This window comes from Pseudomonas sp. LBUM1648, from assembly GCF_059716145.1.
Genome location: NZ_CP166808.1, coordinates 606,034 through 630,896, shown reverse-complemented (window position 1 = coordinate 630,896; position 24,863 = coordinate 606,034). Strand labels below are relative to the sequence as shown.

Sequence of the window (24,863 nt, the reverse complement as noted above, 5' to 3'; positions counted from 1 at the left end):
ATGGCAGTCAAATTACCGCCCCGGATCAACGCTTCGGTCGATGTTCACATGCCCACCAGGCGACCGAAGAACGAGGACCCTTCCGACACGCTGCACCGTATCAGCACAGATCCGTCGACACACCTTCTAGCAGGGCAGGAGAACAAACCGGTGGGCGTCGAACTTGATGCGATCCTGCCAGCACCCGCTGTAACGGTCAAAATGCACCCCGTCAGTGTTGATCCCCCGGTGTCAGCACAGCCCCTGCTGGAGCATTACTGGATCAGTTCCAATGCGGCGTTACCGAATGCCGACACCGAGGGTTTCAGAATTCATAAGGGGCGACGGTATGTCGACTTGCCCGACGACCACATCACATTGGTCGCGATGGATCCGGACACTGGACTTTACCGGGCAAGACTGGCGAGTGAATTACTTCCCTCCGGACCGGCCTTGTTACGCGACATCGACAGCGGCCTATGGCATCCCCTCAATGATGTCGCCTCCAGCCCACTCCCGTTGACCAACGCAAGCCTGCAAGCCTTTCGCACGGGGCTGGATTTCAGCACTGTCGAACCCGGCAGCGACGGCTTGTTTCGCCACGACGGCAAGCTCTACGTGATCATCCACGAACACGCCTATCAGGTGATGAGCGATCTTGACGCGTCTACGCCAGCGCACAAAGTGTGGCGCATCGTTAACCCCAAGGATCCCGTCGCCACCGACGGCGCGAATATCTATCGCGCCAGTCGCAGCGGCGAGACCCGGGCCATCACACGAAACGAGGAGAACACCTGGGCTTCCATTCTCACGGGACTGAGGGGTGGCATGCGTCGCCATGACTCAGCGCAAGCCAACATAGCCCTCTTGATGCAGCGTTATGAACCTTTCCAGAATGCTCACACCGCCCTGATCGAATCAGCCACGCAGTACGACACCCTGTGGAGTCAGGCCAGAGAACAGGCCGATGGCGCCGGCAGGACAGCGGCACTGGTGGCCGTTGAAGTCCATCTGCTCAAGCACATCAGAAAGCAAACAGCCTTTGTGCAGTCGCTCGTCGACAACAGAGACTGGCTGACCACCCTCAAGGCAGGCGGGCTATTCAGGGGGGAACTGCATACCTTCCGGATTGAACGAGTGGAATACCTCAACAGGCTCATGGCCGTCATGGACCTCCGGGCCAGGCCTGCGGTGACGGACGTGAGCGCCGAGAGCTGCAAGAAATGCATCACCCACCTGAACAAGAAGCTGAAGATCCTCGAGGAGCGCCAGGTGGTCATGGAGCAAATCAGAAAAGCGTCCCCCGCAGCGATCCCGCAACTCACTGAACTGAGCCAGAAGGTAGCTTCAGCGGATCGCATCAACTTCAACAAACTGGCCCTTTATGTCCACCTGTTTGCGGACACGCCCGAACATGCGCCGGACGCTACCATGCCCTCGCTATCGGCCATCGACCTGATCACCGGCGATCTGAGAAACGTCCCGGAACGAGAGCAGCCCATGGCATTGCTGTTGGCCCTTGATCAGCTCAGGGGAGACCGAACCCGCTTTGAAACGCTGCTGGCCGAGCAAAGCCCCAGAGCCGAATACCTCGAGGAGATCATTGCCCTGATCGATCCCATCGAGAAGAAAATCGACAGTAAACTGACCGAAATCCTCGACGTATCCGAGCGCCGAACCGATCTGCCGAGCCTTGATCAGGACATCGATTTCGACTTCATCCCGTCACAGCCCATCAACGCCGAGACGACCCGTCCAGCGCCCGCCAAAAAAATGTTTCGAACCCGTCAGCACGGCACCTACAGAGTACTGGTCGGTGAAACCGAAGCCGGGGCGGACGGGAGCATTACCATCAAGGTTCCCGACCCATTGCGCCCCGACTCGCCGCCCAGACGCTACAAAAAATTAGACGATGAATGGCTACCTGTACTTCCTCCGATAAACAGAACACCGCGCCCACAACTTATCAGCGAGGCAAACCGGTTACTGGCCAAGGTCGAAGAGCACAGTGCCTACGCGAAGATGCAGGAAGCAAAAAAAATCAACCCGACAAAAATTGTCGAAGATCTGGGCAGGGAAACCCATTTGCTTAACGAACAGGCAAGACAACTGGAAAACCACGAAACAGATGTCGAGGACCGCCTGATCATCAATCTGGCCAGGCGATTGCGAGCCGCAGCTGATTCCATGACAACCCAAGGCCAGAAGATCCTGGTGCGGATGTACAAAAACAAAGACGTGCTGGACATCATGCGCCTGAATTACCTGTTGGATCGGGACGAGCTCAATGTCAATAAAACGGTTAATCGCAAGCAGTTGGGCAAAGGCAAGGACAAGTCATTTCTTGACGTGTATTCGATCAGTGATCGCGCCGACGATGCACCGCTTTGGGAAGCCCACTTTCACTATGAAAGGCAAGACAGCCATCCCCTGAACTTCTCGATCAAGGGTGGTCATCTCAAAACGCTTGAACAGAGCAGACGGGGCGCAGAGTCTCAGCGGCGCGATGAACAGGCTGGTTTGCCCCATACCGCGATCTGGCGCGAAACCTTCGACGGCAAGACCGCGAACAAAATATTCGCACTGGCGCAGACCCCTTCTGTGCGAGCCGAGTAAATACCTGCGCCCAAGCCATGGGCCTGGCGGCCATACGACGACAAACCGGCAATGACGCCGAACGCTTTGCAGTGCCCGTCGCGGGCACTGACGGGCAACCTTTCAAGGATGAAAAAATGTCACCCAGACTGCCTCTCAAAGGCACCGTAGAAATCCATAAACGACCTACGCAACAAGGGCCGGAAACCGTAAGACACGAAACGCCACAGCGTGTCGATTTCGGCCCGACGACCGCCCCGGGAGTACTTGGCCCGGAGGGGTTTGGCAGGGTCGCGGGTAACGCCGACCCGGATGCAATCACGCCGTTACCGGCGATAACGATTCATGAGTTACCTGCCACAGTGGCCGTGTTTAATCGTGAACAGCGCCCCCTGGCGCATTACTGGATCACCGTACCGCCTGATCTGCCGGCTCCCAACGCCGATGGATTCCGGGTGCGCGGGCGGCGGCGTTACGTCGATGTTCCCGATGGCGGTACCGTGCTGGTCGGGGTCGATCCGGATACCGGACAGTATCGGGCCAGGTTATCGACCGAGCGGGATGCCCTCGGCCCGGTGCTGCTGCGCGACACAGAAAGCGGGCTCTGGCGTCCACAGGAAAGCCTCCCCCCCACGTCTACGACGACCGACCCCGGCAATGGTGGATTACTCCGGCCCGATGGTGGGCAAGTGCGCCCTGCTCATCGACGATTGCGCGAGCAGATTACCGCCATCGTCAATCGACTGCGCAGTCCGCAAACCCGCGCGAAGAGGCTGTTCCGGTCCATGTCTGAGGAACAGATCGCCGCATACCTTCGTTCGCTGGGCAGCGACGTCGAAGGCGGGTTGCGCCGCCGCGAAGCCGAATACCAAACCCTCAAGCAGCAATTGACGCTCTGGAGCAATGCGTCGTCTTCGACGCCCGGAACAGCAAAAGACTGGGCAGAACAGATCGCCAACGAAATAAAGCGCTGCTATCGCCAGGAGACCGGCCCATCGCTGAAACTCGAAGCCGGCAGCGGCACCCTGCCGGCACTGAAAGCAGACTTCAGCCATGTCCGGGAGCTGTCTCTGGAATCCGTTACCTGGTCGCCCGAAGCCGATACGTTCCTCAGCAGTTTTTCACACCTGGAACAGTTGACCGTCACCCGCTCCACGCTGGATAAACTGCCAGCCTCCGTCGCGCGGATGCATGACCTGACCCGTCTGGATCTGAGTGCAAACCGGATTCGGCTGGACACACCAGCAGCGGTGATACTCGGTACTCTCGGCAAACTCGAAAACCTCAACCTCTCAGACAATCCACTGAACATGTCCCCCGACTTCAGTACGATGACCGGGTTGAAAGTGCTGAACCTGAGCAATGCGCAACTGGGTTATTGGCCAACTGGCTTGCAAAACCAGACCGGCCTGCAAATCGTCGATTTGCGTAATAACAGCCTGCAAGAAGTACCACAGACGCTACTCAATCCTCCCGCCGAGCAGCTTGAGGCCAGCGTCAGAACCAACGGTGTCACCCTCATCGAAGGCAATGCCTTTGCTCCCGGCTATTGGAAAACCCTGGAATTGTATTGGCGCCGCCTGGCGGCGGATCATCCAGAGTTGTCCAGCTCGGCCCACCGCAAGGACTGAGACTGAACGTAGATATTCCAGAGCTGGCCAAGGTGCAGCGAATGTACCCGGACAAGGACGCACAAGCGGTCAGGGATTTCGTGTTGCAACTGGGTGATGCAGAGCTGGCCCGACGCCTGCGGGATTTCGACTCGCTTGAAGCACAGCTGGAAGATTATGTGGCCGGCAAGCAATACGATGCTTCCGTTGATGCCGCCACCGTCAGGCTCTGGGCGCCGCAACGTGTCGCCAGAATAATCAAAACCTGCTGGCTTCAGGAATCGGGAGAGATATTAAGGCTACCGACCGGAAGTGGCCCGCTACCCGCCCTGACGGCGGATTTCAGCCATGTGCGCCTGCTTGAACTCCAGGCAATCAATTGGTCGGATGCTGGCGACACATTCCTCAGCAACTTTACCCACCTGGAAAGTCTATCCATCAATCATTCCAGCCTTCGCAAATTGCCGGCCTGCGTCGGTGATATGGACAAACTGATCAGACTGGACCTGAGTTCGAACAGCCTTGAACTGGATGAGCAAAGTGCGGCAAGACTGAGCGGGTTGAGCCGGCTGAAGTTCGTCAATCTGTCAGAAAACCCACTGAAAACAGTGCCCGACTTCAGTGCCATGTCCGAGCTGACAAACCTGGACTTGAACAGCACAGGGATTGATCAGTGGCCGACCGGACTGGTGGGTAAAGCGGCCTTGACGGGGCTCGACTTGCGTAACAACCAATTGACTGAAGTACCGCAGGCAATCATCAACCCCGAGCCCGAACAACTGGCCTCGATCGCCAGAATCAACGGCGCCACTTTATTGGAGGGCAACGATTTTCCTTCCGACTATTGGAGAACGTTCGATGGCTACTGGCGGCGCCTGCACGCAGCGCATCCTGAACTGATGACCCCGGAACATCCCGCTGCATTTGATAGCGAAAACTCAAGAGCACAGCGATACCGGCGTCTTTATCCGAGCAAAGATATCAAGGTGTGCAGGGAGTACCTCTGGAACCTTGAGCAAGGCACTGCCGGCACAAGGCTCGCCAGCCTTGAACTGGAATTCAACACGTTGAAAACCCAACTGGAGGCCTGGACTTTTTCTGGAGGCGGCAACCGTCAGGGTTATATTCGCGCGAATCAGTTGCAGATCAACGCTGCCGACCGTTTCGATCGTGCCACGGCAAGCAACCGGATCATCAGTTGCTGGAGGCATGAAACACCGCAAAAACTGGCCAATGACAGGACCCCCATCGGCCTGGAGTTGGACCTCAGCGGCCTGAAACTGCCAAGCCTGCCGGACATCGACGTGGATTTCAGTCACGTCGGCTCATTGAAACTGAGCAATATGGATCTGAGCACTTCACCAGAGGGTTTTCTGACCCGATTCCGCCACGTACGCTGGCTGGATACTTCGCACAATCAATTGCGCGAGCTACCACCCGCCATTGGCGAAATGAACGGTCTGACCCGACTGTTTCTGCAGAAAAACCAGATCTCCCTGACAGCCGAAACCGCCCGCGTTCTATCAGAGCGCACCACATTGCGGGCACTGTGGCTGCATGAGAATCCGCAACTGGGTATCACACCGGATTTCAGCCAGATAATCGACATGCGCTCGGTCAATCTGGCCAACACGGGTATCGACACTTTCCCGACCGGTATTGCCGATCAGCCACTGCTGGACACCCTGGATCTGAGCAACAACCGGATCGAGGAAATCCCCGATGCGGTCATTGCGCCAACGACTGAACGACTTGCGCACACGGTTCGCGTCAACAACGTGACCAACATCACCAACAATCCGCTCTCCCCGGCCACCCGCACCCGACTGTCCCTTTACAACGACCGCCTGATAGAAGCCGAAACACCGTTGACCGGCCAGTACAACCTGGTCGACACCGCGCGCGATCACGCGCCTGTCATCATCCGACCTGCGGCGTATGACCCGATGGCACGCTGGACAGCCGGAATGACAAGCGCTCAGGTATCGACCAGAACAGCGCAATGGCAAACACTGCGTGATCAGCAAGGCTCGGAGGGTCTGTTCAATACCCTTAACCTCTTGTTGCCGGATGCCGCTGGTGGCAACGAAACCCAGCGACGGGTCTGGAAGGTGATCGACAGCATTACCGAAAACAGCCCTGAGTCCGAACGCCTGCGCAGGGAACTGTTTGATCGGGCCGGCGAAGCAACCTGCTGCGATCGCGCAGCCTTCACATTCGCCAATCTGGAGGTCAGGACAATGATGCACAACGCTCGCGCCAAGGCTCGCAGCCAGGCAGAAGGCCCGCAGTTGTCGGCGCTGTCCAGAGGATTGTTCCGCTTGCACGAGGTAGACAAAATTGCTTCGGCGGACATTGCGCAGCGTGAGGCAAGAATCATCGGATCCAGAGGGCCTCAGCGACCAGAAGACCTTCCGGCTCCCGCGCCTCATGTGCAGGAGGAAGTCGAGATCAGACTTTTCTATCGCCACCGCCTCAAAGATCGGCTGCAACTGCCGGGCCAGCCTGATCGTATGGTGTTTGATCTCCTGATCAGCGTGTCACAGGCGCAACTGGACGCCGCGTACAAAAAAGTCATCGCTCTGGATAACTCCCCTGAAGAATTTCAGGCGCTGGTGTCGAGGGAGTTCTGGCAGGAATTCGTCACTCACAAGTACCGAACACAGTTCGAATCCCAGCGCCAGCCGTTTCAGGATCGACAGGCCACACTCGACGATACGCACACCGCCGGGACGCTTTCGTTTGACGATTACGACGCGCAGTCCAAAGCATTGCAAGCATCGCTTGCGATCGAAGAAGCTGCATTGATCGAAACCTTGACCCGGCAAGAACTGGCCGAACACTCAACCCGCCGTACAGCCGAGGAGGTAGCGGGCCAGCGCGAACAACACGATTGAAGAGGAGAGCTGGCCGAATGATTTCGGCCAATTCTTACTCGTCGTCGTCGAAGTTATAGCTGCCCGGCGCGAGGTTCTCGAAACGGGTGTACTTGCCGATGAACGCCAGGCGGATAAAGCCGATCGGGCCGTTCCGCTGTTTGCCGATGATGATTTCGGCAATGCCTTTGTGCTCGGTTTCCGGGTGATACACCTCGTCCCGGTACACGAACATGATGACGTCGGCGTCCTGCTCGATGGCTCCGGATTCCCGGAGGTCGGAGTTGATTGGTCGTTTGTTCGGTCGTTGCTCCAGAGAGCGGTTGAGCTGGGACAGCGCCACCACCGGGCAGTTGAATTCCTTGGCCAGGGCTTTCAAGGAACGCGAGATTTCGGAGATCTCATTCGTCCGGTTGTCGCCGCCCGATCCTGGAATCTGCATCAGTTGCAGGTAGTCGATCATGATCAGGCCGATGTCACCGTGTTCCCGCGCCAGGCGCCGGGTACGCGCACGCATTTCCGACGGGCTGATGCCGGCGGTATCGTCGATGAACAGTTTGCGATCGTTGAGCAGGTTGACCGCTGAGGTCAGGCGAGGCCAGTCATCATCTTCCAATTGGCCAGAACGCACCTTGGTCTGGTCGATGCGGCCCAACGAGGAAAGCATACGCATGACCAGCGACTCACCTGGCATCTCGAGGGAATACACCAGCACCGCTTTGTCGCTGCGCAGTACGGCGTTCTCCACCAGGTTCATGGCGAAGGTGGTTTTACCCATCGATGGACGGCCAGCGACGATGATCAGGTCGGCCGGTTGCAGCCCGCTGGTTTTCTCGTCGAGGTCGGTGTAACCGGTGGACAGGCCGGTAATGGCGTTGTCGGTGTTGAACAAGGTGTCGATGCGGTCGATGGCCTTGGTCAGCAGATCGTTCACACCTACCGGGCCGCCGGTTTTCGGGCGGGCCTCGGCAATCGCGAAGATCTGGCGCTCGGCTTCGTCGAGGATTTCCTCGGCGGTACGCCCTTCCGGGTTGAAAGCGCTGTCGGCGATCTCACTACTGATACCGATCAGTTGGCGCAACGTCGCTCGCTGGCGGACGATCTGCGCATAGGCCTTGATGTTGGCGACGGACGGCGTGTTTTTCGCCAGTTCGCCGAGGTAACCGAGGCCACCGACTTGCGAAGTCTGACCTTCCTTGTCCAATTGCTCGGCAAGGGTCACAACGTCGATCGGGGAGTTCTGATCGGCCAGTTTGGCGATCGCACGGAAGATCAGGCGGTGGTCATGACGATAGAAGTCGCCGTCGGAGACTTGATCGAGCACGCGTTCCCAGGCGTTGTTGTCCAGCATCAGACCACCGAGTACAGCCTGTTCGGCTTCGATGGAATGCGGCGGCACCTTCAGGGCGGCGGTTTGCAGATCATATTGCTCGGGTGCGGAGATTTCGTTCATGGCCACTTGGAGTCAGGGTTGAAAACGGGAGTACCAGAAAGACAAAGGGCACGACCTGTGAACAGGATCGTGCCCGATGTTAACCGTCTGACGGACAAGCCGCCAGCCGATCAGGTGTTGCTTAAGCTGCTACCACGACAACGCGTACGGTGGCTTCAACTTCGGCGTGCAGGTGCACGGCTACGTCGAATTCGCCTACGTTGCGGATGGTGCCGTTCGGCAGACGAACTTCGCTCTTCTGCACTTCAACGCCGGAGGCGGTCAGTGCGTCAGCGATGTCGTGAGTACCGATCGAACCGAACAGCTTGCCTTCGTCGCCAGCGGTGGCAGTGATGGTCACTTCCAGCTCGGCCAGTTGGGCAGCACGGCTTTCAGCCGATGCTTTACGGTCTTCAGCAGCTTTTTCCAGCTCAGCACGACGCTCTTCGAACGCAGCCAGGTTGGCCGGGGTCGCAGCGGTAGCTTTGCCGTAAGGCAGCAGATAGTTACGACCGTAACCGGCCTTAACGTTCACTTTGTCACCCAGGTTGCCCAGATTGGTGACTTTTTCCAGAAGGATCAGTTGCATGTGAAAATCCTCTTAACTTTTAACCTTCACCGTTCGCGCTATCGATGTCTTTCGACACGTGACGACCGCGAAAATCAATCAGGCTGTCGACAATGGCCAAAACCACGAGCAACGGATAGATCAGCTGCATGAACAGCAACAGCGTTACGTACAACCCCACCAGCCAGAAACCGGCCAGTCGCTTCTGCCCGACCAGCCCATGAATCAGGGCCAGTCCGGCGAACACCAGCGGTACACTGCACAACGGCGTCAACATGGCCATCTGTGCACCGAGATTCGGGCCCAGAAGCATCAACGCCAGCAGTAACATCGCCGGCCCCAGCGGGATCCGGATGGCGCGAAACTCGCGACCAAAACCACCCGGGTTGTACAACAACGCCTGCCAATGACGCCCGACAATCAGGCTCAGCACGCTGACGATCTGCAACAGAGCCGCAATCAGTCCAGTCAGGACTGGTGCAATCAGGGACGCGAAACGCGCTTGCTCATCGACCGACAATTGCTTGTAGGTCTCACCGAGAAGCGCCGGCATGACCTTTATCAAGGCCTGCGCGAGCATCTCGATCTGGGCCGCAAACGCTGCCCCGAGCACCACTGAAAACACCACTCCAACCACTACGCTGACCAGCAGCGTGCGAACCCAGGATTCACTTGCGCGCAAAACCAACGCAAGCCCCGAAGATCCCAGCAGCACCAGAAGTGCCCGTGGATCATCGGCATACAGCCACCAGATCAATGCCGGCAGCAACCCCAGGGACAGAACGCCAAGGGCGTCCGTCAATCCGCGCCGCAGAAGCACAAGGCTCCCGGCGGCAGCACCCAACCAATACAACAACGGCAATGTTGCACATCCGGCCACCACGAGAGTGGCCTGCATACGGCCTCGCATGATGAACTCAGCTAAGGCACGCATGCATTCAATCCTTTGCTACTTGTCGACTGCCCGGTCTCAGCGGCCGTGGCTGTCGGTGTAGGCCAGCAGGGCCAGGAAGCGGGCGCGCTTGATAGCGGTGGCCAGCTGACGCTGATAACGAGCTTTGGTACCGGTGATGCGGCTTGGAACGATTTTGCCGGTCTCGGATACGTAGGCTTTCAGAGTGTTGAGATCTTTGTAATCGATCTCCTTCACGTCTTCAGCGGTGAAGCGGCAGAATTTACGACGACGGAAGAAACGTGCCATTTGATAGGCTCCTTAAAAGGTCCGTGGATTACTCGTCAGCGTTATCGCTGTTGTCGCTGTCATCACTATCAGCGCCTTCAGCGCCTTCGTGCTCAGGACGGTCGCGACGCTCACGGCGCTCACTGCGGTTTTCTTCAGCCTTGAGCATCTCGGATTGGCCGGTAACGGCTTCTTCGCGACGGATGACCAGGTTACGGATCACTGCATCGTTGTAGCGGAAGTTGTCTTCCAGCTCGGCCAGAGCCTTGCCAGTGCACTCAACGTTCAGCATCACGTAGTGAGCCTTGTGAACATTGTTGATTGCGTAGGCCAGTTGACGACGGCCCCAATCTTCCAGACGGTGGATTTTGCCGCCGTCTTCTTCGATCAGCTTGGTGTAACGCTCAACCATGCCGCCGACTTGCTCGCTTTGATCCGGGTGGACCAAAAAGATGATTTCGTAATGACGCATGAATGCTCCTTACGGGTTGTAGCCTGCCGCTCAAAAACGGTCAGACAAGGAGTGAATGACACTTATGGACTTGCCGGCGCGGGGCACATGCGTGCCTGCCGTCACAGCAAGGGGCGCAATTGTAGAGAAGGGACTGAAGAGGTGCAAGGCAATTGGTGATTATTTGAACAATCACCGATTCATGCCACACCACAAAACACTGTGGGAGCGAGCCTGCTCGCGAATGCGGTCTGTCAGGCAACATTTACGTCGACTGACACTCCCCTTTCGCGAGCAGGCTCGCTCCCACATTTGTACCGTGTTCGACTCAGGACTTCTTCGCGGAAGCCTTGGCTTTCGCACCGCGCTGACGCTGCGCTTCGAACAGGCACACGCCTGTCGCAACGGAGACGTTCAGGCTGCTGACGCTACCGGCCATCGGCAGGTTCACCAGATAGTCGCAGTGCTCGCGGGTCAGGCGACGCATGCCTTTGCCTTCAGCACCCATGATCAGGATGGTCGGGCCGGTCAGGTCCTGGTCATAAATGCTGACCTCGGCCTCACCCGCCGTGCCGACAACCCACAGACCGCGCTGCTGGAGCTTTTCCAGGGTGCGCGCAAGGTTGGTCACTGCCACCAACGGAATCACTTCCGCCGCGCCGCAAGCCACTTTACGGACCACTGGTGTCAGGGTCGCCGACTTGTCTTTCGGCACGATCACCGCCAGCGCACCGGCAGCATCCGCCGAACGCAGGCAAGCGCCGAGGTTGTGCGGATCGGTCACGCCGTCGAGCACCAGCAGCAGCGGCGCGCCGTCGGTACGGTCGAGCAGTTCGTCGAGCATCGCCTCGCCCCAGACCTGGCTCGGACTCACGTCCGCGACCACGCCCTGATGCACGCCCTCAACCCAGGCGTCCATTTCACGACGCTCGGCCTGACCGACCTGAACACGATTCTCGTTGGCCAGTTCGATCAGGGTCTGCACGCGCGGATCGTTTCGGCTTTCGGCCAGCCAGATCTGTTTGACGCGCTTAGGGTGATGACGCAGCAACGCTTCTACCGCGTGAACGCCGTAGATTTTTTCCAACTGACTCATGACTTCGCCTTCGGTTTACGTGCCCCGCCACTTTTGGCTGGAGCAGAACCCGCTTTCGGCGGGCCTTTACGGTGTTTGCTCGGTTTGGCTGGCTTGCCGCCGGTCGCATTCTCAGGCGCCGACCGTCCGGTCTTTCCCCCGGACGCCGCTTTACCACCGTTTTTGGCATCGGAAAGCAGCGCTTTCTTCATTTCACGGCTTTTGCGCAGCTCGGCGTTTTTCGCCACGGCGTCGCTCGGGCGATAGGCTTCGGCAGCCTTCTCTTTGGCCGGACGACGACCGGCGTTTTTTGCCGGAGCCTTTTCTTCCGAAGCCTTGGACGCTGGAGCAGCGGTTTCGGCGCCACGTTTTTTGCGACCGATCGGCGCGCTGATGGTTTTTTCCGCCATCTCGAAGTCGATCTTGCGCTCGTCGAGGTCGACGCGCATTACACGCACTTCAACGGTGTCGCCGAGACGGAAGCTACGACCGGTGCGCTCACCCGCGAGGCGGTGATGCACAGGATCGAAGTGGTAGTAATCGCCCGGCAGCGCGGTGACGTGCACCAGGCCTTCGACGTAGATATCGGTCAGCTCGACGAACAGGCCAAAACCGGTCACGGCGGTGATCACGCCCGGGAACGATTCGCCCACGCGATCCTTCATGAACTCGCACTTGAGCCAGTTCACCACGTCGCGAGTCGCTTCGTCAGCACGGCGCTCGCTCATCGAGCACTGCTCGCCGAGCTGCTCAAGTGCCGCTTCGTCGTACGGATAGATGCGTGCCTTCGGAATGGTCATCGCACCGGCACGGCGAACGTGCGGGGTGTCCTGCTTCGAATGGATCACGCTGCGGATCGCGCGGTGCGTGAGCAGGTCCGGGTAACGACGGATCGGCGAAGTGAAGTGGGTATAGGCTTCGTAATTCAGGCCGAAGTGACCGTCGTTTTCAGCGCTGTACACCGCCTGACTCAACGAACGCAGCATCACGGTCTGGATCAGATGGAAATCCGGACGATCCTTGATGCTCGCCAGCAAAGCCTGATAGTCCTTCGGCGATGGACCATCCTTGCCTTTATGCAGGGACAGACCTAGCTCGCCGAGGAAGGCGCGCAGTTTTTCCAGACGCTCCGGTGGCGGCCCCGCGTGAACGCGGTAAAGCGCAGGAATTTCGTGCTTTTTCAGGAATTCGGCGGTAGCCACGTTGGCCGCCAGCATGCATTCCTCGATCAGCTTGTGCGCATCGTTACGGATGGTCGGACGGATTTCGGCAATCTTGCGCTCGGTACCGAAGATGATCCGGGTTTCCTGCGTTTCGAAATCGATCGCGCCACGCACATGACGGGCTGCCAGCAACACCTTGTACAGCGCATAAAGCTGTTTAAGGTGTGGCACGACGTCGGTGTATTCGCCACGCAGTTTGCGCGCTTCGGTCGCTTTCGGCGTTTCCAGCATCGCGCTGACCTTGTTGTAGGTCAGACGAGCGTGGGAGTGGATCACCGCCTCATAGAAGCAGTAGTCGGTCATTTCGCCAGACTTGGAGATGGTCATCTCGCAAACCATGGCCAGACGATCGACCTGCGGATTCAGCGAGCACAGGCCGTTGGACAGCTGCTCAGGCAGCATCGGCACCACGCGCTCGGGGAAGTACACCGAGTTGCCACGCACTTGGGCTTCGTTGTCCAGCGCCGAGCCGATTTTCACGTAACTGGAAACGTCGGCAATCGCCACGTACAACTTCCAGCCGCCGGAGAACAAGCGCAGCTTGCCCGGTTTGGCTTCGCAGTAGACCGCATCGTCGAAGTCCCGGGCATCTTCGCCGTCGATGGTGACGAACGGCAGATGGCGCAGGTCGACGCGCTTCTCTTTGTCTTTATCTTCGACTTCCGGCTTGAGCTTGGCCGCTTCTTTCAGAACGGCTTCAGGCCAGACGTGCGGGATGTCGTAGGTACGCAGCGCGACATCGATTTCCATGCCCGGCGCCATGTAGTTGCCGACCACTTCGACCACATCGCCTTGCGGCTGGAAACGCGGCGTTGGCCAGTGGGTGATTTTCACCTCGACGAACTGACCGACCTGGGCGTTGGCATTGCGGCCCGGAGTGACCAGCACTTCTTGCTGGATCTTCGGATTATCCGCAACGACGAAGCCGATACCGCCTTCTTCAAAGTAGCGACCGACGATGCTTTCGTGAGCGCGGGACACCACTTCAACGATCACGCCTTCGCGGCGACCGCGACGGTCGAGTCCGGAAACACGGGCAAGCGCGCGGTCACCGTCGAACACCAGACGCATTTGCGCCGGGCTCATGAACAGGTCATCGCTGCCGTCGTCCGGCACCAGGAAGCCGAAACCGTCACGGTGACCGCTGATGCGGCCGAGGATCAGGTCGAGCTTATCCACTGGCGCATACGTGCCCCGACGGGTGTATATCAGCTGAGCGTCGCGCTCCATGGCGCGCAGGCGGCGGCGCAGGGCTTCGATCTGGTCCTCTGTGGTCAGACCAAACTCTTCGACCAGTTGCTCGCGGGCAGCAGGCGAACCCCGATCGGCGAGATGCGCCAGGATCAGTTCGCGGCTAGGAATAGGGTTTTCATATTTTTCCGCTTCACGAGCGGCCTCGGGATCGAGGGACTGCCAATCGGCCATTAGAGAGTTTTCACCTTGTCTATATACGGGTTAGTTTGGCATAGGCGTCATCAAACGGGAAATTTCAGACTATAAAGGCCCTTCTAAAGCCCTGTATCGACGCTTTCAAGTCGTTTTAAACACCGTCGGTAAAAAAAATCAAAAAAAATCAAAAAAAATCGAAGCAGGGGTTTACAGTTAAAAAGACGCTCCGTATAGTGCGCGCCATCGACGACGCACAAGCGTTTCCGATACTGCCCAGATGGTGAAATTGGTAGACACGCCAGCTTCAGGTGCTGGTGACCTTACGGTCGTGGAAGTTCGAGTCTTCTTCTGGGCACCAATTTCGAGATTGAGACTAGATCAGTTTCAAGGCTCACACAAAAACCCGCGAAAGCGGGTTTTTTGCATTCTAAGGAACGCATTTGTTAAAACCGATTTATTAAAATTAAATCAGGGGTTTACAGATCAAAAAGCGCTCCGTATAGTGCGCCACATCAACAGCGGCAACGCTCGCGATGATTGCCCAGATGGTGAAATTGGTAGACACGCCAGCTTCAGGTGCTGGTGACCTTACGGTCGTGGAAGTTCGAGTCTTCTTCTGGGCACCAATTCAAATCCAAGGTAGTAACCTTGGATTTCACAAAAACCCGCGAAAGCGGGTTTTTGCGTTTCCGGGGTTTGAAAAACCTCTGCCCCCCTCCTCCCTAGCAAACCCTCCAGATCCCCGCAAGGCGCACTTGAGAAACAATATCGTTTATCATTGTTTCAAGTTTTTGCAATGCGACAGTGAGGAACCCTGCGAATGACGTTTCGAAATACCCTGCGCCGAGGCTTTACCTTCACCCTTCTCGGCCTGGCACTCGCCACTCCCCTCGCCCAGGCTGCCGATGCGGTTTCCCTGACTCTCTACAACGGCCAGCACAAGGAAGTCGGCGATGCGATCGCCAAAGCCTTCGAAGCCAAGACAGGCATTCACGTCAATGTTCGCAAGGGCAGCAGTAACCAGCTCGCCAGCCAGATCATCGAGGAAGGCGACCGCTCCCCCGCCGACGTGATCTACACCGAAGAATCTCCACCACTGAACAATCTCGGCGAGCAAGGCCTGCTGGCCAAGGCCGACGACGCCACTTTGGCTGTACTGCCAGAAAAATATGTCGCCGGCAACGGCACTTGGATCGGCGTCACCGCTCGCGTTCGCGTGGTTGCGTTCAACCCGAAGCTGATCGATGAAAAAGACCTGCCGAAATCGGTGATGGAATTTTCCGACCCGCAATGGCAAGGCAAAGTCGGTTTCGTTCCAACCAGCGGCGCCTTCCAGGAACAGGCCGTGGCCATCATCAAGATGCACGGTCGTGACGCCGCCGAAGAATGGCTGACCGGCCTGCGCGCGTTCGGCAAGACCTACAGCAACAACATGGTCGCACTCAAAGCGGTTGAAAACGGCGAAGTCGCCACCGTCCTGGTGAACAACTACTACTGGTTCGCCCTGCAACGCGAGAAAGGCAAACTGGATTCGAAACTGCACTACTTCACCGGCGGCGACGCTGGTGGCTTGATCACCGTATCCAGCGCGGCCGTGCTGAAATCCAGCAAGCACCCAAAAGAAGCCCAGCAATTCCTCGCCTACATGGCGAGCGAAGAAGGTCAGCGCGTGATCACCCAGACAACCGCCGAATACCCGCTGCACAAAGGTATGGAATCGGATCGCGGCCTCAAGCCGTTCAGCGAGCTGGAAGCGCCGAACGTCACCCCGGCCGATCTGGGCAATGCTGAAGAAGCGCTGGATCTGGAACGCGAAGTTGGCTTGAACTGATGACCGCATCGTTATCCGCCCCCGCCACGCGCGGGGGTTACGTGCCACGGCGCAAGCGGCCGTCGGTCTGGCTGGTGCTGCCAGTATTGCTGTTGGTGGTCATGAGCCTGTTGCCGCTGGCCTATGTCGGGCTGAAGGCCTGGCAGGCCGGCTGGGCCGAGGCGCTGCATTTGTTGTGGCGCCCTTATGTGTTCGGCCTGCTGCGCAATACGTTGGCACTGATGGTCGGCGTGACCATCACCTGCGGCGTGATTGGTTTGTCGCTGGCCTGGCTGCTAGAGCGCACCAATCTGCCCGGGCGACGTCTATGGGGCGTGATTTTGTGCCTGCCCTTCGCGGTGCCGGCATTTGTCAGCAGCTTCACCTGGGTGTCGCTGAGCGCACAGTTCGAAGGCCTCGGCGGGGCGATTCTGGTGATGAGCCTGTCGAAATACCCGCTGATCTTTCTGCCGGTTGCAGCCACTTTGCGCAACCTCGATCCCTCCCTTGAAGAATCTGCGCGCACCCTCGGCCAGAACCGCTGGGGCGTGTTCTTTCGCGTCACGCTGCCGCTACTCTGGCCGTCGCTGCTGGCCGGCTCGCTGCTGATTGCCCTGCATATGCTGGTGGAGTTCGGCGCGCTGTCGATCATCGGCCTGCAAACCTTCACCACTGCGATCTATCAACAGTTCGAACTGGAATTCAGTAACGCGAATGCGGCGATGCTATCTGCGGTGTTGCTGGCGCTGTGTCTGGTGCTGTTGTGGCTGGAACTGCGAGTGCGCGGCAAAGGCCGTCATGTGCGCACCGGGCAAGGTGCGGCGCGTCAGGCTGAACAGGTTCGGCTCGGACCGTGGGCCACTGTCGGTCAGTTGTATTGCCTGATGCTGGCGATCATCGGCAGCGGGATTCCACTGGGCATGCTGGCGTACTGGCTGGCGGTGGGCTCTTCGGCAGCCTTCCCGGTCGCGGCGATTACCGAAGCACTGCTGTCGTCGCTGGCACTCTCGCTGGGTGGCGCGGCGCTGTGCCTACTGCTGGCGATACCGGTCGGCCTGTTGGTCGTGCGTTACAAAGGCCAACTGGCGATCTGGGCCGAGCGCCTGCCGTATCTGCTGCATGCGTTGCCAGGACTGGTGATTGCGTTGACGCTGGTGTATTTCGCCCTGCATTACGTACCAGTGCTGTATCAGACGTCTGCGCTGTTGCTGATCGCTTATGCGTTGCTGTTTCTGCCGCTGGCTCAGGCACCGATTCGCACCGCACTGAACAAGGCGGCACCGCAGCTGGAAGAGGCGGCACGCACGCTGGGTGCATCGTCGTTCACGGCGTTTTGCCGGGTGACGCTGCCAATCATCTTCCCGGCATTGGGCGCAGCGTTTGCACTGGTGTTCCTGGATGCGATGAAGGAGCTGACGGCGACTTTGCTGCTGAGTCCGACTGGGCTCAACACGTTGGCGACCGAGGTCTGGGCGCATACCGCGAATGTCGAGTTTGCGGCGGCGGCGCCTTATGCGGCGTTGTTGATTCTGGTTTCTGGATTGCCTGTGTATCTGCTGACGACGCGGATGTATTTGAGCCGCTGACAAAGCAAAAGATCGCAGCCTGCGGCGGCTCCCACAGAGGAATTTGCGTTTCCCTGTAGGAGCTGCCGCAGGCTGCGATCTTTTAATCTTAAGCCCGGAACTGCCCCAGGCTTGCCTTCAACTGCGCCGCCAGACCATCCAGCACCTTGCCACTGGCCGTGGTTTCCACCACCGCCTGCGCCGCTTTCTCGGCCTGAGCATGTATCGTCTCGACCCGCCCACGCACCGCCTGCGCACCTTGCGCCTGATGCGCCGCCGCCTGAGTCGCCAGGCCAATCGCCGCATGCACCTGCTCAACCGAAGCCTGCACCGACTGCTGCAACCGCGCACTGTCACGCAGCACCAGCAAACCTTCGCTGGCCTGACGCCCGGCCTGACCAATTGCCTCCACCGCCTCACGCGCGCCCTGCTGCAAGGCGACGATATGCGCCTGAATGTCACCGGTCGAGCTTTGCGTCTTGCTCGCCAACGCCCGGACCTCATCCGCCACTACGGCGAACCCACGCCCGGTCTCGCCGGCCCGCGCCGCTTCAATCGCCGCGTTCAATGCCAGCAGGTTGGTCTGCTCAGCAATGCCGTGAATCACCGTCAAAACAACTTCAATCTGTTCACTCTGCTGCGCCAGACGCTCAATAACTTTCGCCCCGGTATCGACCTGCCCGGCCAGCGCCTCGATCAAGCTGCCGACCTTGGCCGAGGTGCGAGTGTTCTCATCAGTCGCCTGACGAATATCCACAACCTGCTTCAACGCAGCCTGCATGGCATGGCTTTCCGACTGCGCCTCGTCGGCCATTTGCGACAGTGCCCGCAGACTTTCCGCCACTTCGTCACGCTGCATCCCGGCCGCCGCATCGGCACCGGCATTGCGCAGGGTCATGGCACCGATTTCCACGCCGGTACGCTGCGCCACATCGCCCGCCTCGCGCACGATCGGCTGCAACTTATCGACAAAGCGATTGACCGCCGAGGCCATGTCGCCGATCTCGTCCTTGCTGTTGATCTGCACCCGCTTGGTCAGGTCGCCTTCGCCCGCCGCCAGATCGTCCATGGCGGCATTGAGCATCTTCAAGCGATTGACCACGCGATGGCCGAGCACCACGGCCAGCAACAGCAGCACGCCGCAGCCGACCAGCGCCAGGCCCATGCCGATCCGCCAGCGCAAAGTCGCTGCGGCGTCCTGCACGGTGCTGGCGGTGTTGGCTTTCATCTCGGTGGCGGTGGATTGCGCTGATTGCAATCGCGCGCGCATCGCCGTCGCGCTGTCGGCTGCGGCGCCTTTTAGGCTGTCGCCGACCAATTGATCGCTGCTGGCAATCAGCGCGGTGAAACGCTTGTCGAGGGCGGCCAGATCGGTTTCCACCGAAGCCGTGGAAACCCCCATCAGCACCTTGCCGATTTCCACGCCATTCGGATTGATCGAAGCCTCGAGGTAGTAGACCGACGGATCGTTCTTCGCCGCATCCAGCACTTTATCCAGCGCACGCTCGCCCTGGCCCTTTTCCAGCAAGGCCTTGTTAATCGGGTTTTCGCGGTTGAGGTAGCGGGTCAGGTGCTGGCCGGTGGCGTCGTCGTAGACCACGAACAACACGTTGGGATTGCGCTGGGCGCGACGGGCAAATTCCGACAGGGTTGGCACATCGCTGTCCCACATGGCGCGGGGCGCAACGGAGGCGAGCAACTGGGCCATGTCGTTGGCCGAGTCCTTCAGATCCTTTTCCAATGTCGCGCGCAACTGTGCCTGTTCGTCCTTCAGTCGTGTGGACAAACCGGCCGTCAGACGCTGACGGGTGCTGGCGGACAAGGCATCGAGGCTCGACGTGACTTCACGCCCGGCCTGCTCCAGTTCACCGGAGAGCTTCTGGCTATCGGCACCGAGGCGCACCGCCAGATCGGCTTCCAGCGCCGTGACCGTGCTCCGCGTCAGGGCAACGGCCACCAGCACCTGCACCAAAAGGGCGATACCAAGGGTAACGAACACGGGCCGCAACAAACGGCTTTGTAACAGTGAGAGAACGGCTGACACTATGAATCCCTCTACTTCTGACGCCATTAATTTGATGGCACTCTTGTAGACAGATTCACAGCAAAGGTCATGCCGTCCAACAGGCATAAACGACAAAGGCCCCGATTAAGGGGCCTTTGTTTTTTACATCAACGACTTATCAAGCAAACGGGTGACGCAGAACGATGGTTTCGTTGCGATCCGGGCCCGTCGAAATAATGTCGATCGGCGCGCCGATCAACTCTTCAACGCGTTTGATGTAGGCACGAGCGTTAGCTGGCAGCTCTTCCAGGGTCTTGGCGCCCACGGTCGATTCAGTCCAGCCCGGCACTTCTTCGTACACAGGCTGAAGGCCCACGTAGCTGTCGGCGTCGGTCGGCGCAACGGCATTGCCTTGCGCGTCTTTGTAGCCGGTGCAGATGTTGATGGTTTCCAGGCCATCGAGGACGTCCAGCTTGGTCAGGCAGATGCCCGAGATGCTGTTCACGTCGATAGCGCGACGCAGGATAACGGCGTCGAACCAGCCGCAACGACGGGCACGGCCGGTGGTTGCGCCGAACTCGTGACCTTGTTTGGCCAGGTGCGCACCCACTTCGTCGAACAGCTCAGTCGGGAATGGACCCGAGCCCACGCGAGTGGTGTAAGCCTTGGTGATGCCCAGGATGTAGTCCAGGAACATCGGGCCAACACCCGAACCGGTCGCTACGCCACCCGCGGTGGTGTTGGAGCTGGTCACGTACGGGTAGGTACCGTGGTCGATGTCGAGCAACGAACCCTGGGCGCCTTCGAACATGATGTCTTTGCCGGCGCGACGCAGGTCGTGCAACTCGGCCGTCACGTCCAGCATCAGCGGCTTGAGCAGCTCAGCGTACTCTTTGCACTCGGCAAGGGTCTTGTCGTAGTCGATGGCAGGCTCTTTGTAGTAACCCACCAGCATGAAGTTGTGGTAGTCCACCAGTTCACGCAGCTTGTCTTCAAAGCGCGGCATGTTGAGCAGATCGCCAACACGCAAGCCACGACGTGCAACCTTGTCTTCATAAGCCGGGCCAATGCCGCGACCGGTAGTACCGATCTTCAGCTCGCCACGGGCCTTTTCACGGGCCTGGTCCAGCGCCACGTGGAAGGACAGGATCAGCGGGCAGGACGGGCTGATACGCAGACGCTCGCGCACCGGTACGCCTTTCTCTTCCAGCTTGGTGATCTCGCGCAGCAGGGCGTCAGGTGCAACCACCACGCCGTTGCCGATCAGGCACTGCACGCCTTCGCGCAGCACGCCCGACGGAATCAGGTGCAAGACGGTTTTCTCGCCGTCGATCACCAGGGTGTGGCCAGCGTTGTGGCCACCTTGGTAGCGCACTACGGCGGCAGCATGTTCGGTCAGCAGATCAACGATCTTGCCTTTGCCCTCATCACCCCACTGGGTGCCCAGGACTACGACATTCTTACCCATAACACTTGTCCTCATTCGCGCAAACTTGGTGCCGGCGATGGCCGGCAGGAAAACTCAAGAAGCCAGTGGCGATACTTGCCAAAGCCCGTTCTGCTGAATCAATTGCCGGTCGCAGTCCGCATCACGGGCGGCGGCCAAAGGTTGTCCAGGCAATGCCTGAACGACACGCTGACCCTCACTGCGCAACTGGCAAACCTGCTGCCAGAGTGCCGCATCCGTACTGTCAGGCATCCAGATACCGCCAGACGGTAACTCGATCTCAGCACGCCCCAGGGTCACCAGGGTTTTCAAATCGGTGGAGAAGCCGGTTGCCGGACGGGCGCGACCGAAGTCGGCGCCGATGTCGTCGTAGCGACCGCCCTGAGCGATGGACTGGCCAACGCCCGGCACGAACACCGCGAACACCACACCGGTGTGGTAGTGGTAACCGCGCAACTCGCCCAGATCAAAATACAGCGGCAGCTCCGGGAAGCGCGCCGACAGACGCTCGGCGATCGCCAGCAAATCTTCCAGTGCTGCCAGCACCGGCGCCGGCGCATCGGCCAGACGCTCGCGGGCAGCAGCCAGCACTTCACGGCCGCCGCACAGATCGACCAGCGCGCGCAGCATGCCGGACAGATCGGCCGGCAGGCCTTCGGTCAAGGTAATGACCTCGTCGATGGCCTTGCGTTGCAACGCATCGAACAACTGCTGCTCGACTTCACCGGACAGACCCGCGGCGCGCGCCAGACCACGGTAGATGCCGACGTGACCGAGATCCATGTGCACATCCGGCACATCGGCCAGTTGCAGCATGGCCAGCATCAGGCTGATGACTTCGACGTCGCTGCTCGGGCTGGCATCGCCGTACAACTCGGCGCCCAACTGAATCGGGCTGCGCGAGGACGACAGTGCACGCGGTTGGGCGTGCAGTACGCTGCCGGCGTAGCACAGACGGCTCGGGCCTTCGCGACGCAGGGTGTGCGCATCGATGCGTGCCACTTGCGGCGTGATGTCAGCGCGGAAACCCATCTGCCGGCCCGACTGCGGGTCGATGACCTTGAAGGTACGCAGATCCAGGTCCTGGCCCGCGCCGGTCAGCAGGGATTCCAGGTACTCGATATGGGGGGTCACGACAAACTCGTAACCCCAGCTCTGGAACAGATCCAACACCTGACGACGCGCAACTTCAATGCGCGCCGCTTCCGGTGGCAGTACTTCTTCGATGCCATCTGGCAGCAGCCAGCGGTCTACCGTTGCCATTACGCCATTCCCCTTTGATCCGGGCGGCCAGCACTAGGGCGAGCCTTGAGTGAAGCAGAAAATGACCGGTCCGTTCAAAACGCACGCGCATGAACGACGCAGCGAAAGGCCTGATACCGGCTTCGCCCATCACTTTCCTCGAAAAACTGTTCGGGCTGTTCAACCCGATGTTCTGCAGCAAAAACAGCAATCAAACGTGCAGACGCAAAAAAGCCGGGAATTTCCCGGCTGCCGCATCATACACACGTTTTCCCAAAGGATCACCCCGCCCGAGGTTTTAGCCGCCGGGCGGAACGATTCAGGTCAACGTCGTATCAAGGCTTGGACTTTTCCAGATAGCGGAAGAAGTCGCTGCTTGGGTCGAGGACCAGGACGTCGGATTTGTTCGCGAAGCTTTCACGGTAGGCGCGCAGGCTACGGTAGAAACCGTAGAACTCCTGATCCTGGCCGTAGGCCTTGGAGTAGATCGCAGCGGCCTGGGCGTCACCATCACCGCGAATCTCTTCGGATTCACGATAGGCTTCAGCCAGCAGCACACGGCGTTGGCGATCGGCGTCGGCACGGATGCCTTCTGCCAGCTCGTTACCCTTGGCGCGGTGCTCGCGAGCTTCACGCTCACGCTCGGTGCTCATACGTTCGAACACACTGCGGTTCACTTCTTTCGGCAGATCGATGGTCTTGACCCGGACATCGACAACTTCGATACCCAGCTCCTTTTCCGCCATCTTGTTCAGCGAAGCAGTGATGTCAGCCATCAGCGCATCACGCTCACCAGACACAACTTCGTGCAGGGTGCGCTTACCGAACTGGTCACGCAGACCGGATTCCAGACGACGGGACAGGCGCTCGTCGGCGATTTGCTTGAGGCCGGAAGTTGCGGTGTAGAAGCGCTCGGCATCTTTCACGCGCCACTTGGCGTAGGCATCAACCATCACGGCTTTCTTTTCCAGAGTCAGGAAACGCTGCGTCGGTGCATCCAGCGTCATCAGACGTGCGTCGAATTTACGCACCTGGTTAACGTAAGGCACTTTCACATGCAGACCCGGCTGAACATCCGCCTGCACCACACGACCGAATTGCAGCAACACCGCGCGCTCGGTCTGAGCCACGATGTAGAAGCAGTTCCAGCCAACCAGTACCACGACAACGCCAACGATCAGGGCGATCAGCGATTTATTGCTCATCAGCGGGTCTCCCTTGTACGCGACTGCGGCACGTCAGTGACATGCGGCGTGACATCCGTGTTGCTGGCGGCAGCCGAACCGGTGACCGGTGCATTGCTGCCCGAACTGTTCTGAATCATTTTGTCCAACGGCAGGTAAAGCAGGTTGCTCTGGCCGTCTTTATTACCGGTCACGAGTACCTTGCTGGTATTGCTGAAGACTTCCTGCATGGTGTCCAGATACAGACGCTGGCGGGTGACTTCAGGGGCCTTGCGATACTCGGCGACCAGTTTGGTAAAGCGATCTGCCTCACCCTTGGCGCGCGAAACCGTTTCGTCGCGGTAACCGTTGGCATCTTCAAGGATGCGCTGGGCCTGACCACGGGCTTCCGGCACCACGCCGTTGGCGTAGGTTTCAGCCTGGTTGCGCGAACGCTGCTCGTCTTCACGGGCGCGGATCACGTCATCAAAGGCTTCCTGCACTTCACGCGGTGCCGCTGCGCTCTGTACGTTCACCTGAGTAACGGTGATACCGGTGCGATAGGTATCGAGGAAGCGTTGCAGACGCTCCTTGATTTCGCTGGCCATCAATTCACGACCTTCGGTCAGCACCTGGTCCATGGCGGTCGAACCCACCACGTGGCGCAAGGCGCTGTCGGTCGCATGCTGCAGGCTGATTTCCGGCTGATCGACGTTCAGCACGAAATCCTGCAGGTTGCTGATCTTGTACTGCACGGTCAGCGGCACTTCGACGATGTTCTCGTCTTCGGTCAGCATCTGGCCCTGCTTGGTGTAGGCACGCTCACGCGTGACATTTTCCATGTACTTTTTATCGATCGGCGGGAAGTAGATGTTCAGGCCGGGGCCGACGGTTTCATAGTACTTGCCGAAGCGCAGCACCACGGCTTGCTCCTGCTCGTCGACCACATAGACCGCGCTGTACAGCCAGACGGCCGCCAGCACAACGAGGCCGATACCGAGCAGAGCGCCGAAGCCGCCACTACTCCTGCCCGAACCACCGCCGTCATCACCACCGCGTTTCTTACCACCACCGAACAACCCGTTCAGGCTTTCCTGCAGCTTTCGGAAGGCCTCGTCGAGATCCGGTGGCCCCTTGCGGTCGCCGTTATTGCGGCGCTTGCCACCCCAAGGATCCTGATTGTTCGAGTTGCCACCCGGCTCATTCCAAGCCATAGCGCTCTCCATCTGATAAAGCAAAGACGCACCCACGGC

Annotated in this window: 17 protein-coding genes and 2 tRNA genes; 7 read left to right on the top strand and 12 right to left on the bottom strand. The window is 59.1% G+C overall.

Annotated features, from left to right (window positions below; all coding sequences use genetic code 11):
• The 3 genes from ACA043_RS02740 to ACA043_RS02730 are packed head-to-tail and all read left to right on the top strand — an operon-like array spanning position 1 to position 7,081.
• Complete coding sequence (locus tag ACA043_RS02740; RefSeq protein ID WP_497658572.1) at positions 1-2,595, top strand: hypothetical protein; 2,595 nt, start codon at positions 1-3, stop codon at positions 2,593-2,595.
• 17 nt (positions 2,596-2,612) lie between these two features.
• Positions 2,613-4,205 (top strand): hypothetical protein, encoded by a 1,593-nt coding sequence (locus tag ACA043_RS02735; protein WP_497658571.1) that lies wholly within the window; start codon positions 2,613-2,615, stop codon positions 4,203-4,205.
• Between the two features lie 41 nt (positions 4,206-4,246).
• Complete coding sequence (locus ACA043_RS02730) at positions 4,247-7,081, top strand: NEL-type E3 ubiquitin ligase domain-containing protein (RefSeq protein ID WP_497658570.1); 2,835 nt, start codon at positions 4,247-4,249, stop codon at positions 7,079-7,081.
• A 34-nt stretch (positions 7,082-7,115) separates the two neighbouring features.
• Here the strand turns inward: ACA043_RS02730 and dnaB are convergent, their stop codons facing one another.
• The 7 genes from dnaB to rnr all read right to left on the bottom strand — a co-directional run bounded on the left by dnaB (position 7,116) and on the right by rnr (position 14,414).
• Entirely contained in the window at positions 7,116-8,513 is a 1,398-nt protein-coding gene (gene dnaB / locus ACA043_RS02725) for a replicative DNA helicase (protein ID WP_187677870.1), read from the bottom strand.
• 121 nt (positions 8,514-8,634) lie between these two features.
• Entirely contained in the window at positions 8,635-9,081 is a 447-nt protein-coding gene (rplI, locus tag ACA043_RS02720) for a 50S ribosomal protein L9 (protein WP_187677871.1), read from the bottom strand.
• Between the two features lie 19 nt (positions 9,082-9,100).
• On the bottom strand, positions 9,101-9,994 hold the full coding sequence (locus ACA043_RS02715) for a hypothetical protein (protein WP_187677872.1): 894 nt from the start codon (positions 9,992-9,994) through the stop codon (positions 9,101-9,103).
• A 36-nt stretch (positions 9,995-10,030) separates the two neighbouring features.
• On the bottom strand, positions 10,031-10,261 hold the full coding sequence (gene rpsR / locus ACA043_RS02710; RefSeq protein WP_002551829.1) for a 30S ribosomal protein S18: 231 nt from the start codon (positions 10,259-10,261) through the stop codon (positions 10,031-10,033).
• A gap of 28 nt (positions 10,262-10,289) precedes the next feature.
• Positions 10,290-10,712: a 30S ribosomal protein S6 gene (gene rpsF, locus ACA043_RS02705; RefSeq protein ID WP_095187325.1), complete on the bottom strand. Its 423-nt coding sequence runs from the start codon at positions 10,710-10,712 to the stop codon at positions 10,290-10,292.
• A gap of 307 nt (positions 10,713-11,019) precedes the next feature.
• Positions 11,020-11,787, bottom strand: coding sequence for a 23S rRNA (guanosine(2251)-2'-O)-methyltransferase RlmB (gene rlmB, locus ACA043_RS02700; protein ID WP_042557396.1), 768 nt, complete (start codon positions 11,785-11,787; stop codon positions 11,020-11,022).
• The gene (gene rnr, locus ACA043_RS02695; protein ID WP_489880348.1) at positions 11,784-14,414 is read right to left on the bottom strand and encodes a ribonuclease R; all 2,631 of its coding nucleotides are present in this window, start codon (positions 14,412-14,414) and stop codon (positions 11,784-11,786) included. The genes rlmB and rnr overlap by 4 nt, the downstream gene beginning before the upstream one ends.
• Positions 14,415-14,649: 235 nt before the next feature.
• Between rnr and ACA043_RS02690 the strand changes: the two genes are divergently transcribed.
• The 4 genes from ACA043_RS02690 (at position 14,650) to ACA043_RS02675 (ending at position 17,774) form a co-directional block, all read left to right on the top strand.
• Positions 14,650-14,736 (top strand) — tRNA-Leu (locus tag ACA043_RS02690).
• 181 nt (positions 14,737-14,917) lie between these two features.
• Positions 14,918-15,004 (top strand) — tRNA-Leu (locus ACA043_RS02685).
• Between the two features lie 194 nt (positions 15,005-15,198).
• Complete coding sequence (locus ACA043_RS02680; RefSeq protein ID WP_401272077.1) at positions 15,199-16,209, top strand: iron ABC transporter substrate-binding protein; 1,011 nt, start codon at positions 15,199-15,201, stop codon at positions 16,207-16,209.
• Complete coding sequence (locus ACA043_RS02675; RefSeq protein WP_497658569.1) at positions 16,209-17,774, top strand: ABC transporter permease; 1,566 nt, start codon at positions 16,209-16,211, stop codon at positions 17,772-17,774. Before ACA043_RS02680 ends, ACA043_RS02675 begins: the two co-directional genes overlap by 1 nt.
• Before the next feature lie 88 nt (positions 17,775-17,862).
• On the opposite strand, the gene ACA043_RS02670 is transcribed toward ACA043_RS02675, so the two are convergent.
• From ACA043_RS02670 to hflK, 5 genes are all read right to left on the bottom strand, one after another.
• Entirely contained in the window at positions 17,863-19,797 is a 1,935-nt protein-coding gene (locus ACA043_RS02670; protein ID WP_187677876.1) for a methyl-accepting chemotaxis protein, read from the bottom strand.
• Between the two features lie 139 nt (positions 19,798-19,936).
• Complete coding sequence (locus tag ACA043_RS02665) at positions 19,937-21,226, bottom strand: adenylosuccinate synthase (protein WP_489880351.1); 1,290 nt, start codon at positions 21,224-21,226, stop codon at positions 19,937-19,939.
• Between the two features lie 54 nt (positions 21,227-21,280).
• Positions 21,281-22,468, bottom strand: coding sequence for an ATP phosphoribosyltransferase regulatory subunit (locus tag ACA043_RS02660; RefSeq protein ID WP_187677878.1), 1,188 nt, complete (start codon positions 22,466-22,468; stop codon positions 21,281-21,283).
• Between the two features lie 314 nt (positions 22,469-22,782).
• Positions 22,783-23,652, bottom strand: coding sequence for a protease modulator HflC (gene hflC, locus ACA043_RS02655; protein ID WP_123448397.1), 870 nt, complete (start codon positions 23,650-23,652; stop codon positions 22,783-22,785).
• Positions 23,652-24,824, bottom strand: coding sequence for an FtsH protease activity modulator HflK (gene hflK / locus ACA043_RS02650; protein ID WP_187677879.1), 1,173 nt, complete (start codon positions 24,822-24,824; stop codon positions 23,652-23,654). Before hflK ends, hflC begins: the two co-directional genes overlap by 1 nt.
• Between the last annotated feature and the right edge of the window lie 39 nt (positions 24,825-24,863).

Bases quoted from the DNA above. Each gene is read 5' to 3' on its own strand.
- hflC (WP_123448397.1), bottom strand. From the start codon at position 23,652: ATGAGCAATAAATCGCTGATCGCCCTGATCGTTGGCGTTGTCGTGGTA.
- ACA043_RS02660 (WP_187677878.1), bottom strand. From the start codon at position 22,468: ATGGCAACGGTAGACCGCTGGCTGCTGCCAGATGGCATCGAAGAAGTA.
- rpsF (WP_095187325.1), bottom strand. From the start codon at position 10,712: ATGCGTCATTACGAAATCATCTTTTTGGTCCACCCGGATCAAAGCGAG.
- rlmB (WP_042557396.1), bottom strand. From the start codon at position 11,787: ATGAGTCAGTTGGAAAAAATCTACGGCGTTCACGCGGTAGAAGCGTTG.
- ACA043_RS02730 (WP_497658570.1), top strand. From the start codon at position 4,247: ATGTACCCGGACAAGGACGCACAAGCGGTCAGGGATTTCGTGTTGCAA.
- hflK (WP_187677879.1), bottom strand. From the start codon at position 24,824: ATGGCTTGGAATGAGCCGGGTGGCAACTCGAACAATCAGGATCCTTGG.
- ACA043_RS02735 (WP_497658571.1), top strand. From the start codon at position 2,613: ATGGGCCTGGCGGCCATACGACGACAAACCGGCAATGACGCCGAACGC.
- ACA043_RS02715 (WP_187677872.1), bottom strand. From the start codon at position 9,994: ATGCGTGCCTTAGCTGAGTTCATCATGCGAGGCCGTATGCAGGCCACT.
- ACA043_RS02675 (WP_497658569.1), top strand. From the start codon at position 16,209: ATGACCGCATCGTTATCCGCCCCCGCCACGCGCGGGGGTTACGTGCCA.
- rpsR (WP_002551829.1), bottom strand. From the start codon at position 10,261: ATGGCACGTTTCTTCCGTCGTCGTAAATTCTGCCGCTTCACCGCTGAA.
- rplI (WP_187677871.1), bottom strand. From the start codon at position 9,081: ATGCAACTGATCCTTCTGGAAAAAGTCACCAATCTGGGCAACCTGGGT.
- ACA043_RS02665 (WP_489880351.1), bottom strand. From the start codon at position 21,226: ATGGGTAAGAATGTCGTAGTCCTGGGCACCCAGTGGGGTGATGAGGGC.
- ACA043_RS02740 (WP_497658572.1), top strand. From the start codon at position 1: ATGGCAGTCAAATTACCGCCCCGGATCAACGCTTCGGTCGATGTTCAC.
- ACA043_RS02680 (WP_401272077.1), top strand. From the start codon at position 15,199: ATGACGTTTCGAAATACCCTGCGCCGAGGCTTTACCTTCACCCTTCTC.
- rnr (WP_489880348.1), bottom strand. From the start codon at position 14,414: ATGGCCGATTGGCAGTCCCTCGATCCCGAGGCCGCTCGTGAAGCGGAA.
- dnaB (WP_187677870.1), bottom strand. From the start codon at position 8,513: ATGAACGAAATCTCCGCACCCGAGCAATATGATCTGCAAACCGCCGCC.